Origin of the sequence: Herbidospora sp. NBRC 101105 (assembly GCF_030269205.1) — a bacterium.
Lineage (GTDB): Bacteria > Actinomycetota > Actinomycetes > Streptosporangiales > Streptosporangiaceae > Herbidospora > Herbidospora solisilvae.
This window is the reverse complement of the sequence record NZ_BSSX01000001.1, coordinates 346,752-362,380: the sequence shown is the minus strand read 5'-3', so window position 1 is coordinate 362,380 and position 15,629 is coordinate 346,752. Positions and strand designations below refer to the sequence as shown.

The 15,629-nt window shown below is 69.7% G+C and carries 12 protein-coding genes and 1 tRNA gene; 2 read left to right on the top strand and 11 right to left on the bottom strand.

The window, feature by feature from the left end:
* Positions 1 to 8: 8 nt before the first annotated feature.
* The 3 genes from QSK34_RS01605 to QSK34_RS01595 all read right to left on the bottom strand — a co-directional run bounded on the left by QSK34_RS01605 (position 9) and on the right by QSK34_RS01595 (position 2,261).
* Positions 9 to 788, bottom strand: a complete 780-nt coding sequence (locus tag QSK34_RS01605) for an enoyl-CoA hydratase-related protein (protein WP_285579090.1) — start codon at positions 786 to 788, stop codon at positions 9 to 11.
* A gap of 13 nt (positions 789 to 801) precedes the next feature.
* Positions 802 to 1,914, bottom strand: coding sequence for a nitric oxide synthase oxygenase (locus QSK34_RS01600; RefSeq protein ID WP_285579088.1), 1,113 nt, complete (start codon positions 1,912 to 1,914; stop codon positions 802 to 804).
* A 274-nt stretch (positions 1,915 to 2,188) separates the two neighbouring features.
* A tRNA-Asn gene (locus QSK34_RS01595) sits at positions 2,189 to 2,261 on the bottom strand.
* Between the two features lie 168 nt (positions 2,262 to 2,429).
* Between QSK34_RS01595 and QSK34_RS01590 the strand changes: the two genes are divergently transcribed.
* A complete protein-coding gene (locus QSK34_RS01590; protein WP_235966686.1) occupies positions 2,430 to 2,711 on the top strand; it encodes a YtxH domain-containing protein in 282 nt (93 codons plus the stop codon).
* Between the two features lie 51 nt (positions 2,712 to 2,762).
* Here the strand turns inward: QSK34_RS01590 and QSK34_RS01585 are convergent, their stop codons facing one another.
* From QSK34_RS01585 to ppdK, 7 genes are all read right to left on the bottom strand, one after another.
* Entirely contained in the window at positions 2,763 to 3,233 is a 471-nt protein-coding gene (locus QSK34_RS01585; RefSeq protein ID WP_161480362.1) for a hypothetical protein, read from the bottom strand.
* Between the two features lie 67 nt (positions 3,234 to 3,300).
* On the bottom strand, positions 3,301 to 4,407 hold the full coding sequence (gene rpoD / locus QSK34_RS01580) for an RNA polymerase sigma factor RpoD (protein ID WP_231515294.1): 1,107 nt from the start codon (positions 4,405 to 4,407) through the stop codon (positions 3,301 to 3,303).
* Positions 4,408 to 4,585: 178 nt separating this feature from the next.
* Complete coding sequence (gene dnaG / locus QSK34_RS01575; protein ID WP_161480363.1) at positions 4,586 to 6,424, bottom strand: DNA primase; 1,839 nt, start codon at positions 6,422 to 6,424, stop codon at positions 4,586 to 4,588.
* A gap of 9 nt (positions 6,425 to 6,433) precedes the next feature.
* Positions 6,434 to 7,300 carry a M23 family metallopeptidase gene (locus QSK34_RS01570; protein ID WP_285579084.1) on the bottom strand — a complete coding sequence of 289 codons (867 nt, stop codon included), beginning with the start codon at positions 7,298 to 7,300 and terminating at the stop codon, positions 6,434 to 6,436.
* Positions 7,301 to 7,367: 67 nt separating this feature from the next.
* Positions 7,368 to 8,561 carry an NAD(P)/FAD-dependent oxidoreductase gene (locus QSK34_RS01565; protein WP_285579082.1) on the bottom strand — a complete coding sequence of 398 codons (1,194 nt, stop codon included), beginning with the start codon at positions 8,559 to 8,561 and terminating at the stop codon, positions 7,368 to 7,370.
* 10 nt (positions 8,562 to 8,571) lie between these two features.
* The gene (locus QSK34_RS01560) at positions 8,572 to 9,804 is read right to left on the bottom strand and encodes a deoxyguanosinetriphosphate triphosphohydrolase (RefSeq protein WP_285579080.1); all 1,233 of its coding nucleotides are present in this window, start codon (positions 9,802 to 9,804) and stop codon (positions 8,572 to 8,574) included.
* A gap of 105 nt (positions 9,805 to 9,909) precedes the next feature.
* Positions 9,910 to 12,507 carry a pyruvate, phosphate dikinase gene (ppdK, locus tag QSK34_RS01555; RefSeq protein ID WP_285579078.1) on the bottom strand — a complete coding sequence of 866 codons (2,598 nt, stop codon included), beginning with the start codon at positions 12,505 to 12,507 and terminating at the stop codon, positions 9,910 to 9,912.
* 300 nt (positions 12,508 to 12,807) lie between these two features.
* Here ppdK and QSK34_RS01550 point away from each other — a divergent pair, with 300 nt between their 5' ends.
* Positions 12,808 to 14,229 carry an alpha/beta hydrolase gene (locus tag QSK34_RS01550; RefSeq protein WP_285579076.1) on the top strand — a complete coding sequence of 474 codons (1,422 nt, stop codon included), beginning with the start codon at positions 12,808 to 12,810 and terminating at the stop codon, positions 14,227 to 14,229.
* On the opposite strand, the gene QSK34_RS01545 is transcribed toward QSK34_RS01550, so the two are convergent.
* Positions 14,226 to 15,608: a glycine--tRNA ligase gene (locus tag QSK34_RS01545; RefSeq protein WP_202610044.1), complete on the bottom strand. Its 1,383-nt coding sequence runs from the start codon at positions 15,606 to 15,608 to the stop codon at positions 14,226 to 14,228. The genes QSK34_RS01550 and QSK34_RS01545 overlap by 4 nt on opposite strands.
* Between the last annotated feature and the right edge of the window lie 21 nt (positions 15,609 to 15,629).

The window sequence follows — 15,629 nt, the reverse complement described above, 5'->3', positions numbered from 1 at the left end:
CACGGGCCCTACCCACTGAAGGGCGGGAACTCCGGGGGGCGTTTCTCCAGGAAGCTGGCCACGCCCTCGGCGAAGTCGGCCCGGCCGAACGACTCGGCCATCAGCTTCTCGGCCGTCGTCCGGGAGGCGTCGAGGGTCCGGTCCCAGTCGCCCCAGACCTGCTGCTTGATCACCGCCATCGAGGTGGGCGAGCTCATGGCGGCCAGCTCGCGGGCGTAGGCGGCGACCTCGCCCATGAGCGCCTCGCCCGGCACCGCGCGCAGCGCCAGGCCCAGGCCGGCCGCCTCCTCCCCCGTGAAGGTGCGGCCGGACAGCAGCAGGTCGAGCGCGCGGGCCTGGCCGACGAGCTTCGGCAGCACCCACGCCAGGCCGTATTCGGCGATGAGGCCCCGCCGGGAGAAGGCGGTCGTCCACTTCGCCTCGGCGGCCGTGAAGACCAGGTCGCAGACGAGGGCGTGCACCATGCCCAGCCCGGCGCAGGCGCCGTTCACGGCCGCGATGACCGGCTTCCCGATCGTCGTGGGCAGGGTGTTCGGCCGGGTGTCGGCGGCCCGTTCGAGCGTGCCCTCCTGGAGCGCGGTGAGCGTCTGGAAGTCGGCCCCGGCGCAAAAGCCTTTCCCGGCCCCGGTCACCACGATCACCCGCACCGCCGGGTCGGTCTCGGCCTGGGTGAGCAGGTCGAAGTAGCGTGTGCCGAGCGCCTCGGTCCAGGCGTTGAGCCGCTCGGGGCGGTTGAAGGTCAGCGTCAGGACACCGTCGGCGAGGTCGCTCAGCACCAAGTCACTCACGAATATTGTTCTACTACAGCCCCCGGTGGTGGGTGAAGGACGGCCGCAGCGCCACGTCGTCGTAGTAGCGGTGGAACACCGGCGTCAGCGCCCCCGACAGCGGCGGGACGATCCACGACCAGTCGGCCGGGCAGACCCGGCCCGAGCGCTCCTCCTTCTCAAGGTGGGTCATGAACCGCTTCGCCTCGGTGTGGTGGTCGGTCATGGTCACCCCGGCCTCGGCGAAGGAGTGCAGCACGGCCACGTTGAGCTCGACGAGCGTGTGGTCGCGCCACAGGGTGCGGTCGCTGGAGGTGTCCATGCCGAGCCGCCGGGCGATCACCGGGAGCTGGTCGTAGCGGCCGGTGTCGGCCAGGTTGCGGGCGCCGATCTCGGTCCCCATGTACCACCCGTTGAACGGCGCCGCCGGGTAGCAGACGCCGCCGATCTCCAGGCACATGTTCGAGATCGCCGGGACGGCGTGCCAGCGCAGCCCGAGCTCCCCGAACCACGGGTAGTGGGGATGGGTGATCGGCACCTCCAGGATCGCGTCGGCGGGCAGCTCCCGCATCTCCACGTGGTCCTTCACCTCGATCAGCAGCGGCAGCACGTCGAACCGGCCGCCCCGCCCCTCCCAGCCGAGCGCCGCGGCCTCCCGCGTCAGCCCCAGATGCGACGGGTCGCCCACGATCTCGCCGTCGCGCTCGTAGCCGGCGTACCGGACGAGCTGGTCGTTGCGGATCCGGGGGGCACGCTGACCAGGGCGGTCGGGGGCGAACACGGTGATCGTCGGCCGGATGCGGCCGCCGTTGGTCGCCTCGCGCAGATGGGCCACGCACTCGTCGGCGATCGCGTCGGCCGTGTCGACCTCACGCCGGTCGCGGACCCGCAGCGACTGCCAGTAGAGCCGGCCGATGCACCGGCCGCTGTTGCGCCAGGCCACACGCGCGCCGAACGTCAGTTCGTCGAGCGTGTGGGTGTAGGTGCCGGTCTGCTCGATCTCGGCCGCGATCTCCCGCAGCCGCGCCTCCACCGGCCCGGCCGAGGGCACCTCGGCATGGTGCAGCCGGACGAATTCCTCCGCCTCCCGCCAGTCGACCCCCTCACCGGTTCGTGCCTCGTCGGTTCTCTTCCACCACGTCCGCATCGCGACTTTCCCCTCGCGGATCGCCGGTGGCCGTTCCGGGCGGCGACGACGACCCTCGTTGCGGTGGCCCTCTCCCCACCGCCGGTGCGTAGTTGGTCCGCGGCGACCACGCCTGCCGTCGGGCGGCATCACGGCGCGAGCACATTTTCTGCGCTTGCACCCTGATTTGTCATCTATATCTGTGCATCTTTCGCCACAGAGCGTCAGGAGAACGGGAGTGTACGCGCACACGAAGAAGCCCCGGTCTGATCTCTCAGACCGGGGCTTCGGGCAGCTCCCGCGATAGGACTCGAACCTATAACCTGCCGGTTAACAGCCGGCTGCTCTGCCGATTGAGCTACACGGGATCGTGCGGTGCTCCGCTGCCTTGCGGCTTTCCTTGCGGCGCGGAACTAGATTAGCGCACTCGGGGGGTGCTCTGTCACATCCATTGGCGCGCCCTTTGACGGAGCCCGGTTTGGATAGATGCACACCCATTGGGTAGGGGCCGGTGTAGCGAAGCGCGGAGGTGGAAGATGCGGTACAAGGTGATGTTCGCCGCCGGGCTGGGTCTTGGATACGTCCTCGGCACCCGCGCCGGGCGTGAGCGCTACGAGCAGATCGTGCGGGCCACGAAGAGGGTGTCCGACAGCCCCGCCGTACAGGAGGCGGCCGGACTCGTGGGTGCCCGCGTGTCGAAGATGACCGTGGCGGCCAAGGACAGAGTCCCGTTCCTGCGTAGGCCTGACCCCTGGGACGGGGAGACCACAGCCGGCCCGACAGGCTGGCCGGACCCAGAGGTCAACCGGATCACCTGACAGTCGAGACGACGAAGGCCCGCCCCGCACAGGGGCGGGCCTTCGTGACGTTCAGACGCCGAGGCTGCGGCGCACCTGCTCCAGAGCCTGTTCGGCGGCGGCCAGCACGCCGGGGTCGCTGCCGTCGAGCCCGTCGTCGAACGCCAGTTCCCATTCGATGGTGTCGGTTCCGGCGAGCCGCCGGGCGATGAAGCGCACGCCCGCGTTTGTGGTGAGTTTCACATAGCGGTTGGCGACGATGGAGTTCTGCACCCTTTCCCGGATGGTTTCCGGCAAGAAGCCGGGGTCCTCGATATCCACCCGATAAACGCCGCCCGTAACCGTTGTGATGTTCATCCCGGTTTCGTCCCAGGAGGCCTTGTCGACGGTGTGCCACGGCACCCGCTCCCCGCCGGGCAGGTGCAGCGCCACGAAGGTCGCGACGGCGTAGCCGCCGGACGGCGTAGGGGCGAAACTCAGCACCCGCTCCCCCGACAGACGGGAGCGGACGTCGGCGGGCAGGCGGTTCCCGAACAGAGGCATACCTGGGAATGTACAAGCGGACGGCCCGTGTCCCGGGTCCGGGGCACGGGCCGTGTCCGGCGAAGGGTCAGTCGAGGTAGTCGCGGAGCATCTGGGCGCGCGTCGGGTGACGCAGCTTGGCGAGCGTCTTGGACTCGATCTGGCGGATGCGCTCCCGGGTCACCCCGAACTCCCGCCCGACCTCCTCCAGCGTGCGCGGATGCCCGTCGGCCAGGCCGAACCTGAGCTGGATGATGCGCTGTTCCCGCTCCGACAACGTGGCCAGGATGTCGTCGAGCTGGTCTTGCAGCATGATGAACGCGGCGGCCTCGATCGGCACCACGGCGTCGGCGTCCTCGATGAAGTCGCCGAGGTCGGAGTCTTCCTCGCCGATGGGCGACTGGAGGGAGACCGGCTCCTGGGCGATGCGCTGGATCTCGATGACCCGGTCGATCGGCAGGTCCATCTCGGCGGCGATCTCCTCGGGCGCGGGCTCGCGGCCGAGGTCCTGGTGCAACTGACGCTGCACGCGCACCAGTTTGTTGATCGTCTCCACCATGTGGACCGGAATTCGAATGGTCCGCGCCTGATCGGCGATGGCCCTCGTGATCGCCTGCCGAATCCACCACGTCGCATAAGTCGAGAACTTGTAGCCCTTGGTGTAGTCGAATTTCTCGACCGCGCGAATCAGCCCGAGATTGCCCTCTTGAATGAGATCGAGGAATAACATTCCGCGGCCGACATATCTTTTCGCGATGGAGACGACGAGCCGCAGGTTCGCCTCGATGAGGCGCTGCTTGGCGCGCACGCCCTCCCAGACGAGATCTTCGAACTCGGGCCGGGCCACCCGGATCGCGGGGCTCTCACAGAGCTTGTCCTCCGCGAAGAGGCCGGCCTCGATGGCCTTGGCGAGTTCCACCTCCTCCTCGGCGGTGAGCAGCGGAACCCGGCCGATCTCCCGCAGGTAGATCCTGACCAGGTCGCTGGTCGGCGCCCTCTTACCGACGTCTTCCTCGTCGGGCTTGGACGTCTCCTCGTCGCCTTGCGGCTCGAGGACCTCCACTCCGTTCTCGGCGAGCATGCGCACGACGCGCTCCAGCGCGTCGGCCTCAAGCCCGGATCGGTCGAGCGCGGCGGCCACGTCGTCAACCGTGACGCTCCCGCGCTCCCTTCCCTTCACGACGAGCTCGGCCACCTGGTCTACCGATGGCGGCCCGCTTGGCAGCACCGATGCACCCACGGAACACAGTCTGCGGTATAACCACAACAAAACGGCAGGCCTATTTTTGTCACCGAAGGTTAGATCCGCGTCATTACCGAATCGATATCAAACCCGTGTTTCGCCTCTGTGAGGTGCGGAAAGGAATTGATATTCACGCCCCGGCCAGACGTTCTCGCAACATGCGCCGCTGCGCTTCGAGCGCGGCCAGTTCGCCGAACATCCGGTTGTAGTCCTGAGCTTCGTCGACGGGGTTCAGGCGCTGCATCCGGGACTTCAGGGCGTCGAGCCGGCGACTCACCGTGACCTCCTGGAGCCGGGCCAGCAGCCCGACGCCATGGCGCTCCTCGCCGTTCGTCTCCACTCTCAGCGGGTCGACCGCCAGACGGGTCACGAAGGGCCTGAGTTCCTCGGAGGCCCCCGCGAGGAGCCGTTCCACCCATTCCCTCCCGCCGGCGCCCCCGGCCGCCGTACCGCCGCAGGAGACGATCAGCTCGTAGAGCGCGGCGTGTTCCGCGCGGGTGAAGGCGCCGGCGCCGAGGACGTCGAACTCGGGGCCGAGCAGCGCCGGCCGCTGGACCGCCAGTTGCAGCGCCTCGAACTCGTAGCGCTGGTGCGGGTCGAGCGGGGCCGCCTTGGCGGGCTTCTTCTCCGGCCGGGCCTCGACCGGCCGGGCGGCGATCTCGGTGACCCGTTCGACGACCAGGCGCTCGTTCATGAAGCCGAGCCAGCGGTCGAGGTCGACGGCGTACATGTGGCGCAGGGCCTTGTCCTTGATCGAGGCGACCACGGGGGCGGCGGCGTCGAGCGCCGACAGGCGGCCCTCGTTGGTGCTGGTGTCGTAGCGGCCGATCACGCTGCGGATGGCGAAGGCGAACAGCGGCTCGCGACTGGCCACCAGGTCGCGGACGGCCGCGTCGCCCTTCTGGACCCGCAGGTCGCAGGGGTCGAGCCCGTCGGGCTGCACGGCCACGAAGGTCTGGGTGACGAACTTCTGCTCGTCCTGGAAGGCCCGCAGGGCGGCCTTCTGCCCGGCCGAGTCGCCGTCGAAGGTGAAGATGACCTCACCCTGCCCCTGGTCGAACAGGATGCGGCGCAGCACCTTGATGTGGTCTTCGCCGAAGGCGGTGCCGCAGGTGGCCACGGCGGTCGGCACCCCGGCCAGGTGGAGCGCCATCACGTCGGTGTAGCCCTCGACCACGACCGCCTGCGACCGCTTGGAGATCTCGCGTTTGGCCAGGTCGATGCCGTAGAGCACCGAGCTCTTGTGGTAGATCGGGCTCTCGGGGGTGTTCAGGTACTTCGGGCCGTCGTCGGCCTCGATGAGCTTGCGGGCGCCGAAGCCGATGACGTCGCCGGTGATGTCGCGGATCGGCCAGATCAGCCGCCCGCGGAACCGGTCGATCGGCCCCCGGCGGCCCTCCCGGGCCAGCCCGCCCTTGATCAGCTCCTGGACGCTGAACCCGCGCCCCATCAGGTGACGCGACAGCGCCTCCCACTCGTTGGGGGCGTACCCCACCCCGAAGTGGTCGGCGTCGGCCCGCTCGAACCCGCGCTCCGACAGGAACCGCCGCGCGACCGCGGCCTCGGGCGAGGTCAGGTGGGAGACGTAGAACTCGGCGGCGGCCCGGTGGGCCTCGATCAGCCGCGACCGCTCCCCCTGCTGGCGGCCCGGCACGTAGCCGCCCTGCTCGTAGCGGAGCTGGACGCCCGCCCGCCCGGCCAGCCGCTCGACCGCCTCGGCGAAGGTCAGCGCGTCGATCTTCTGGAGGAAGGAGATGACGTCGCCGCCCTCGGAGCAGCCGAAGCAGTAGTACATCCCCCGCGCGGGGGTCACGTTGAACGAGGGCGACTTCTCGTCGTGGAACGGGCACAGGCCCTTGAGATTGCCGCCTCCGGCGTTGCGGAGCTGGACGTATTCGCCGATCACGTCGGCGATCGGGGAACGCTCCCTGACGAGGGCGATGTCGTCATCGCTGATCCGGCCTGCCACGCCGTGAGTCTAGTCACCCACGCCGGGCACCTCGACGTCCAGCGGCCCCACCTCGACGGGCTGCACGGGCTTGCGGGTCGGCTTCGGCCGCTCGGGCCGCTCGACGCCCTTCACCTCGGGCTTGGACGAGCAGGCGACCGAGCACGCCGGCAGCGGCCCGGTCTTCTTCCGGACCGCCTTCATCTCCTGCGCCGGAGAGTAGGTGCGGTTGCCGTTGCGCCACGCGTCGAGGTAGTCCCACGGCTCGACCATGCCGCGCCTGATCCACCACTCGTTGGCGTCGGTCTTCCAGGTCACCGCGAAGTAGAGGTTGCTGGCGGTGTCGCGGGCGTTGCCGGTGTTGCCGACCGTCCCGAGCTGCTGCCCCGCCTTCACCTTCTTCCCCGGCACGATGCCCTCGGCCACGGTGTCGAGGTGCCCGCCCAGGTAGAGCACGCCGTCGTCGCCCAGCAGGGTGACGTAACGCCCCTCGCGGTCGCCTCCCCGGTCGGTCGAGGGCACCCACCGGTTCTGCACGTTCACCTCGCGGACCGTGCCGGAGACCGGCGCCACGAAGGCGCACCCCCGGTCGGCCCAGATCGTCGTCTTGGGCAGCACGAGCAGCTTGCGCGCGTAGGAGACCTTGCAGCCCTTCACGGGGAAGGTGTAGGTGAACTTCGACAACTTCGGCGGCGGCAGCAGCACGGGCTCGTCACCCGTGGGAGGCACCGCCGCCGAGATGAACGCCGGCTCGGGCGTCGGCCCCGCGTCGTCGAGCGGCGTGCCCGTGTCGGGCGCGGCGGGCGGGTGGGTGCTGACGCCCGCGACACCCGCCGGACCGCTGCAGGCGGCGGTCAGAAAGGCCAGCACGAGGAGGGCCGAGGTCCCGGGTCGCATGATCTCCACCCTGGTGACGTTATCTGACGTGACATGACCCAACGGCCGGTTTGGACCGAAGGTGAGGTCATCCTGCCAAAGGCGTCTCGGGGTCGGCCAGTCGCTTCGGGTTGACGATGTCACCGTTTCTGATCAGTTTCTGGATGTCGCCGACCACGTCCCACACGTTGACGTTCATGCCCGCGATCACCCGGCCCTCGCGCAGCCAGAAGGCGATGAACTCCAGGTCGGAGCCGCGGATGACCAGGTCGTCGGCGCCGGTGACGTCGCCGGAGAACTCCATGCCGATCTCGAACTGGTCGGTGTAGAAGTAGGGGACGCGGTCGTAGACGACGTCCTGGCCGAGCATCGACCTGGCGGCGACCGGGCCCTGGTTGAGGGCGTTGGCCCAGTGTTCGACCCTGATCCGGCGGTTCAGCAGGGGGTTGACGGCCTCGGCGACGTCGCCGGCGGCGTAGATGTCGGGGTCGCTCGACCGGAGGGCGGCGTCCACGAGGATGCCGGTGCCGATCTCCAGGCCGGCGTCGCGGGCCAGTTCGACGTTGGGGGCCACCCCGATGCCGCCGATCACGTCGTCGGCGGGGATGGCCTCGCCGCTCTCCAGGACCACCTCGCGCACGTGGCCGTCGCCGGTCAGCCGGGCGACCTTCGCGCCGAGGCGCAGGTCGACGCCGTTGCGGCGGTGGACGCCGGCGAAGACCTCGCCCATCTCGGGGCCGAGCGCCCGGTGGAGGGGGGTCGGCTCGGGCTCGATCACGGTGACGTCGCAGCCGGCCTTGCGGGCCGCGGCGGCGGTCTCCAGGCCGATCCAGCCGCCGCCGATCACGACCACGTTGCCGCCGTGGGCGAAGGCGGCCCGGAGGGCCTGGCTGTCGGCGACCGTGCGCAGGTAGTGGACGCCGTCGAGGTCGGCCCCCTCGACGGGCAGCGGGCGCGGGGTCGCGCCGGTCGCGATCAGGAGCTTCTCGTACGCCACCCGCTCGCCCGTGCCCAGCACCACCTGGCGCGACGACCGGTCGATCGCGGTGGCGGCCGTGCCGAGGCGCAGGTCGACGTCGTGCTCGCGGTACCAGCCCTCCGGGTGGACGTACACCTTCTCCAGTTCCGTGGAGCCCTGGAGGTAGCCCTTGGACAGCGGCGGCCGTTCGTAGGGGCGTTCGTGCTCGGCGCCGAGGAGCGTGACGCCGCCCTGGTAGCCCTCCTCGCGGAGGGTGGCGGCGGCTTTGGCTCCGGCCAGGCCGGCTCCGATGATGACGAACATTCGGGCTCCTTTACGCGCTCCGGGCGGACAACATCCGGTGCATCGCGGTGGCGGACGCGTCGGTCAGCGACGCGATCTGGTCGATCACCGCCCGCAGCCGTCCGGCGTCGTCCCTGGCGTTCTCGAAGGCCGGGCGCAGGGCGGGCTGGAGGGTGTGGGGGGCGCCCAGCATGGTGAGCGAGGTGAGCTCGGCCAGCAGTTCGCGCTGCCGGGCCCGGACCGTCTGGTTGTCGGCCTCCCCGATCACGAACCGGACGGTGACGCCCTTGAGCAGGGCGCACTCCAGCCGGGTGACGTGGGGCACGACCAGGTCGGCGTCGTGGCGGCCGGCCTCGTCGAGGACGTAGGCCTCGCGGGTGGCGTCCTGGGCGCGGCGGCAGAAGCGGCCGATGAGCGTGCTCGTGAGCTGCTTGAGCGCGGCGAGGTCGGGGAAACCGCCGTCGAAGCGGCCGGGCCACAGGGGCTCGCCGATCAGGCGGGTGAAGGTCTCCTCCAGCTCGCCCAGGTCGGCGTCGGGCAGGTACCACTCCTGGGTGAGCTTGCAGACCTCCAGGCGCTCGGCCGGGTCGCGGAGCATGCTGGGGGTGACGTAGCCGCTGTGCAGGGCGTCTTCGAGGTCGTGGATCGCGTAGGCGACGTCGTCGGCCCAGTCCATGATCTGGGCCTCGAAGCTCACCGAGCCGGGCGGGGCGCCCTGCCGGACCCACTCGAAGACCGCCATGTCGTCGGGGTAGACGCAGAACTTGTCCCCGCACGAGCGGTCCCACGGGTACTTGATCGCGGCGTCGAGGGTGGCCCTGGTCAGGTTGAGGCCGGCGTTGATGCCGTCCTCGGTGATGACCTTGGCCTCCAGCCGCGAGAGCAGCCGGAGGCTCTGGGCGTTGCCCTCGAAGCCGCCCGCGCGCTCGGCGATCTGGTTCAGCGCGAACTCGCCGTTGTGGCCGAACGGCGGGTGGCCCAGGTCGTGGGCCAGGCAGGCGGTCTCGACCAGGTCGGGGTCGCGGTTCAGGGCCTTGCCCATCTCGCGGCCGATCTGGGCGCACTCCAGGGAGTGGGTCAGGCGGGTGCGCGGGCTGTGCATCATCTGGTCGACCGGCGCCACCACCTGCGTCTTGCTGGCGAGCCGGCGCAGGGCGTCGCTGTGGAGCACCCGGGCGCGGTCGCGTTCGAACGGGCTGCGTTCCGGATTCCCCGGCGGCTCGGGAACCCAGCGTGCCTCGTCGTGCTGGTCATATGGCCTCACGGCTCCCCCTTTCGTCGCGGCGAGGGAGCTAGAAGGTACCCGCAAATATCGGCCTTCACGACAAACGCGCTGGAAACATCTGATTGCCTGAGTCGCCGGGGTCTGTTACATAAGCGCCGCGCGTCCGGCTTCCAGTCGGGCCACCGGGACCCGGAACGGAGAGCACGAGACGTAGTCGAGGCCGATCTCGTGGCAGAACCGGACCGAGGCGGGGTCGCCTCCGTGCTCGCCGCAGATGCCCAGCTTGAGGCCGGGCCGGGCCCTGCGGCCCTCCTCGACGGCGACCCTCATCAGGCGGCCGACGCCGTCGCGGTCGAGCGACTCGAACGGCGAGACCCCGAAGATGCCCTTGTCGAGGTAGGTGCCGAAGAACGCCGCCTCGACGTCGTCGCGCGAGAAGCCCCACGTCATCTGGGTCAGGTCGTTGGTGCCGAAGGAGAAGAACTCGGCCGCCTCGGCGATCTGCCCGGCGGTCAGGGCCGCGCGCGGCACCTCGATCATGGTGCCGATGAGGGCGTCCACCCCGACCTCGGCGAGAATGCGGCGGGCCTCCTCACGCACGCTCTCCAGTTCCTGTACGGCCCCCACGAGCGGGATCATGATCTCCGGCTTGGCGTCGTCGGCGGCCTTGGCGGCCTCGGCGATGGCCCGCACCTGCATCGCGAACAGGCCGGGCACGACGAGCCCGAGGCGGACCCCGCGCAGGCCGAGCATCGGGTTCTGCTCGTGCAGGCGCTGCACGGCCTCCAGCAGGCGGCGGTCCTTCTTGGTGCCCTTGCCGGTGGCGACCTTGACCGACAGGTCGATGATGTCGGGCAGGAACTCGTGCAGCGGCGGGTCGATGAGCCGGATCGTCACCGGCAGGCCCTTCATGGCGGCGAACAACCCGGCGAAGTCGGCCTTCTGGAGGGGTTCCAGCGCGTCGAGGGCGGCCTGCCGCTCCTCGGCGGTCCCGGCCAGGATCAGGTCCTCGATCAGCACCCGGCGGTCGCCGAGGAACATGTGCTCGGTGCGGCACAGGCCGATGCCGCTGGCGCCGAACCGGCGGGCCCGCGCGGCGTCGTCGGGGGTGTCGGCGTTGGCGCGCACGTCCAGGCGGCGGCGGGCGTCGGCGTGCTTCATGACCAGGTCGACGGCCCGCACCAGCTCGTCGTCGGAGGGACGGCCCTCGAAGTACTCCACGACCGGGGAGGCCACCACGGGCACCTCGCCCAGGTAGACGCAGCCGGTGCCGCCGTCGATGGAGATGACGTCGCCCTCCTGGACGACGACGTCGCCGACGGTGAAACGGCCGGCCTTGGCGTCGACCTCGATCTCCTCGGCGCCGCAGACGCACGTCTTGCCCATGCCGCGGGCGACCACGGCCGCGTGGGAGGTCTTGCCGCCGCGCGAGGTCAGCACGCCCCGGGCGGCGATCATGCCGGCCAGGTCGTCGGGGTTGGTCTCGCGGCGGACCAGGATGACGTCCTGGCCCTCGGCGGCCAGCTCGGCCGCGCGGGCCGAGGAGAACACGGCCCGGCCGACGGCCGCGCCCGGGGAGGCGTTCATGCCCCGGGTCAGCACGGTGTTGCCGTGGTCGGCCGCGAAGCGGGGGAACATGAGCTGGGCGAGCTGGTCGCCGGTGACCCGCCGGACCGCCTCGTCGAGGTCGATGAGGCCCTCGTCGACGAGCTGGGTGGCGATGCAGAAGGCGGCCCCGGCGGTGCGCTTGCCCACCCGGGTCTGCAACATCCAGAGCTTGCCGCGCTCGATGGTGAACTCGATGTCGCACAGGTCGCGGTAGTGGCCTTCGAGCTTGGCCATGATGTCCATGAGCTCGGCGTAGGAGTGCGGGTCGATCTCCTGGAGGTGCTGCAGCGGGACGGTGTTGCGGATGCCCGCCACGACGTCCTCGCCCTGGGCGTTCTGCAGGTAGTCGCCGTAGACGCCCTGGTGGCCGGTGGCGGGGTCGCGGGTGAAGGCGACGCCGGTGCCCGAGTCCATGCCGAGGTTGCCGAAGACCATCGCGACCACGTTGACGGCCGTGCCGAGGTCGGCCGGGATGCGCTCCTGGCGGCGGTAGAGGATCGCGCGGGGGGCGTTCCACGAGTCGAAGACGGCCTTGATGGCCAGCTCCATCTGCTCCTTGGGGTCCTCGGGGAAGTCGCGGCCCTTCTCCCGGCGCACGATCTCCTTGTAGGTGCCGACCAGCGCCTCGAAGTCGCCGGCGGTCAGGTCGAGGTCGGTGCGGCCGGCCTTGAGCTCGTCGATGGCCTCCTCGAAGAGGTCGCCGTCGATGTCCATCACCGTCTTGCCGAACATCTGGATCAGCCGCCGGTAGGAGTCCCAGGCGAACCGTTCGCTTCCGGACTGGCGTACCAGACCCAGCACGGAACGGTCGTTCAGGCCGATGTTGAGGACGGTCTCCATCATGCCGGGCATCGAGAACTTGGCCCCCGAGCGGACCGACACGAGCAGCGGGTCGTCGGGGTCGCCGAGCTTCTTGCCCATCGCCGCCTCGAGCTTCTCGAGGTGGGTGCCGATCTCATCGGCGGGGATCGACCCGTCCGCCATGTACGACCGGCACGCGTCAGTGGTGATCGTGAAACCGGGCGGGACCGGCAGCCCGAGGTTGGTCATTTCCGCGAGATTGGCGCCCTTGCCCCCGAGGAGGCCCTTCAGGTCTTTGTTTCCTTCGGTGAAGTCATAGACGAGCTTCGGCACGACAGTCTCCTCCAGGGGCCCAATTAATCGCGGAACCACCCCGCGAGCGGGACTCTACCGATTAAGCAGAGCACGAAACCTCACGGCTGTCACACATAAGTGTTCCCGCAGGTGAGGTGGGTAGAACCGGTCTAATCCAATTCCCCCGAACGTAAAGAACGGCCGTTTTTTCACAAGACCATGATTGGTCTGAACCAATTCGTCTGCGCGCATTGTTTCGGCCCCCGCCAATTGGTAGAGACCAATGCCCTGTTATCGTGGAAACACCCTCCGACAAGATCCCGATCCGGAGGGTGACGAATGAGCCGAGCGAAGTTGGTCGTCATCGCCCTGGTGGCGATGACCGGGGTCGGCGGAGGGGGCGGCCCGGTCGACCCGGCCGGGCTGGCGTGGGCGACGTGCCCCGAGGCGCCGACGGCGCCCTTCCAGTGCGCGACGCTGACAGTGCCCCTCGACTACGCCGACCCGGGCAAGGGCACCCTCGGCCTCGCCGTGGTCCGCAGCAAGGCGACCGGGCCGAGGATCGGATCGCTGGTCCTCAACTTCGGCGGCCCCGGCGGCTCGGGGGTCACCACCCTGCTCGCCTCGGGCACCGCGTTCGCGTCCCTGAACCGGAGCTACGACCTGGTCAGCTTCGACCCCCGCGGGGTCGACCGCAGCAGCGGCATCCAGTGCCTGCCACCCAAGGAGTTCGAGGAGTTCCTGGAGGCCGAGCCGTCGCTCGACGAGACCACCGAGCGGAACCTGTCGATCGAGTTCGTGCAGGGCTGCCAGAAGAACGCCGGGCGCATCCTGCCGTACGTCGGCACCGTGAACGCCGCCAAGGACATGGAGCTGCTCCGGCAGGCCCTCGGCGACCCGAAGCTCAACTACCTGGGCTTCTCCTACGGCACCCACCTGGGCGCCACCTATGCCACGCTCTTCCCGCAGAAGACGGGCCGGATGGTGCTCGACGCGGCCCTCGACCCGACCGTCGGCCTGCTCGAACAGTCGCGGACGCAGGTGCTGGGCTTCCAGAAGGCGTACGAGAACTACCTGGCCGACTGCGAGAGGCAGGGCTGCCCGTTCGGGGGCAACGCGGCGGTGGTGCGCCTGCTCGACCAGCTCGAGAAGAAGCCGCTGGTCGTGAACGGCCGGAAGGTGACCGACGACACCGTCCGCGCGGCCATCGGCGAGGCCCTCTACAGCAAGCTGAGCTGGCCCCTGCTGACCCAGGCGCTGACCGCCGCCATCGCGGGCGACGGCACCGGCGTGCAGGTGCTGGCCGACCAGTACGCCGGCCGCCAGCCCGACGGCACGTACAACACCCTGCTGTCGTCGCTGAACGCGGTGCTCTGCGCCGACACCACCGAACGGCCGACCTTCGCGCAGGCCGAGGCGCTGGCCAGGGACCTGACCAAGGTCTCCCCGATCTTCGGCCCGGACGCCGCCAGCGCCGGCATCTGCAGCGTGTGGCCGACGCCGGGCGAGGACTCCAACAAGCGGGTGAGCTCCCGCGGCACCCAGTATCCGGTGCTGGTCGTCGGGGCGGTCAACGACCCGGCCACGCCGTTCGTGTGGGCCCCGCGGCTCACCGCGGAACTCGGCAACGCGGTGCTGCTGACGTTCCAGGGCGAGGGCCACGGGGCCTACGGCCAGACGCTGTGCGTGACCGGGATCGTGGACGCGTACCTGCTCAACGGGACGGTGCCCGCGAAGGGCACCGTCTGTCCGGCGACCTAGTCGTTGAGGTGCTGACGGAGGTAGGACTCGACCTGGTCGAGCGCGATGCGCTGCTGCGCCATCGTGTCGCGCTCGCGGATGGTCACCGCCTGGTCGTCGAGGGTGTCGAAGTCGACGGTGACGCAGAACGGGGTGCCGATCTCGTCCTGTCGGCGGTAGCGGCGGCCGATCGCGGCGGCGTCGTCGAAGTCGACGTTCCAGCGGCGGCGCAGCTGGGCGGCCAGGTCTTTGGCCTTGGGGGTGAGGTCGGCGTTGCGCGACAGCGGGAGCACCGCGACCTTGACCGGCGCGAGCCGGTGGTCGAGGCGCATGACCGTGCGCTCCTCCATCACGCCCTTGGCGTTGGGGGCCTGGTCGACCGTGTAGGCGTCGAGCAGGAACGTCAGCGTGGCGCGGTCGACGCCGGCCGCCGGCTCGATGACGTAGGGGATGTAGCGCTCGCCGCTGTCCTGCTCGAAGAACGACAGGTCGGTGCCGGAGGCCTTGCCGTGGCTCGACAGGTCGAAGTCGGTGCGGTTGGCGATGCCCTCGAGCTCGCCCCACTCGGCGCCGGTGAAGTTGAAGCGGTATTCGATGTCGACGGTCCGCTTCGAGTAGTGGGACAACTTCTCTTTGGGGTGCTCGTAGAGCCGCAGGTTGTCCTTGGAGATGCCGAGGTCGACGTACCAGCGCAGGCGCTCGTCGATCCAGTACTGGTGCCACTCCTCGTCGGTGCCGGGCTTGACGAAGAACTCCATCTCCATCTGCTCGAACTCGCGGGTGCGGAAGATGAAGTTGCCCGGGGTGATCTCGTTGCGGAACGACTTGCCCTGCTGGCCGATGCCGAACGGGATCTTCTTGCGGGCCGACTGCTGCACGTTCAGGTAGTTGATGAAGATGCCCTGCGCCGTCTCGGGACGCAGGTAGGCCAGGCCCGACTCGTCTTCGACCGGGCCGAGGTAGGTCTTCAGCAGGCCGCTGAACTGCTTGGGCTGGGTGAAGGCGCCCTTGTTGCCGCAGTTGGGGCAGGTGATGTCGGCCAGGCTCGTGGGCGGGTTGCCGTGCTTCTCGGCGTAGGCCTCTTCGAGGTGGTCGGCGCGGTAGCGCTTGTGGCAGGCCTGGCACTCGGTCAGCGGGTCGGTGAAGGTCTCGACGTGGCCGCTGGCCTGCCAGACCTCGCGGGCCAGGATGACGCACGAGTCGAGGCCGACGACGTCGTCGCGGCCCTGCACCATGGCCTTCCACCACTCGCGCTTGACGTTGTTCTTGAGCTCGACACCCAGCGGTCCGTAGTCCCAGGACGCCCGCAGACCGCCGTAGATCTCGCTGGACGGGTAGACGAGCCCGCGGCGTTTGGCGAGACTGACGATGGTGTCCATGACGTCGGCGCGACGTGCCATGAGTAGTGCTCCATCCGGCTG

Coding starts and splice junctions, on each gene's coding strand:
- QSK34_RS01550 (WP_285579076.1), top strand. CDS start 12,808: ATGAGCCGAGCGAAGTTGGTCGTCATCGCCCTGGTGGCGATGACCGGG.
- QSK34_RS01590 (WP_235966686.1), top strand. CDS start 2,430: ATGCGGTACAAGGTGATGTTCGCCGCCGGGCTGGGTCTTGGATACGTC.
- QSK34_RS01600 (WP_285579088.1), bottom strand. CDS start 1,914: ATGCGGACGTGGTGGAAGAGAACCGACGAGGCACGAACCGGTGAGGGG.
- QSK34_RS01565 (WP_285579082.1), bottom strand. CDS start 8,561: ATGTTCGTCATCATCGGAGCCGGCCTGGCCGGAGCCAAAGCCGCCGCC.
- QSK34_RS01570 (WP_285579084.1), bottom strand. CDS start 7,300: ATGCGACCCGGGACCTCGGCCCTCCTCGTGCTGGCCTTTCTGACCGCC.
- QSK34_RS01545 (WP_202610044.1), bottom strand. CDS start 15,608: ATGGCACGTCGCGCCGACGTCATGGACACCATCGTCAGTCTCGCCAAA.
- QSK34_RS01585 (WP_161480362.1), bottom strand. CDS start 3,233: ATGCCTCTGTTCGGGAACCGCCTGCCCGCCGACGTCCGCTCCCGTCTG.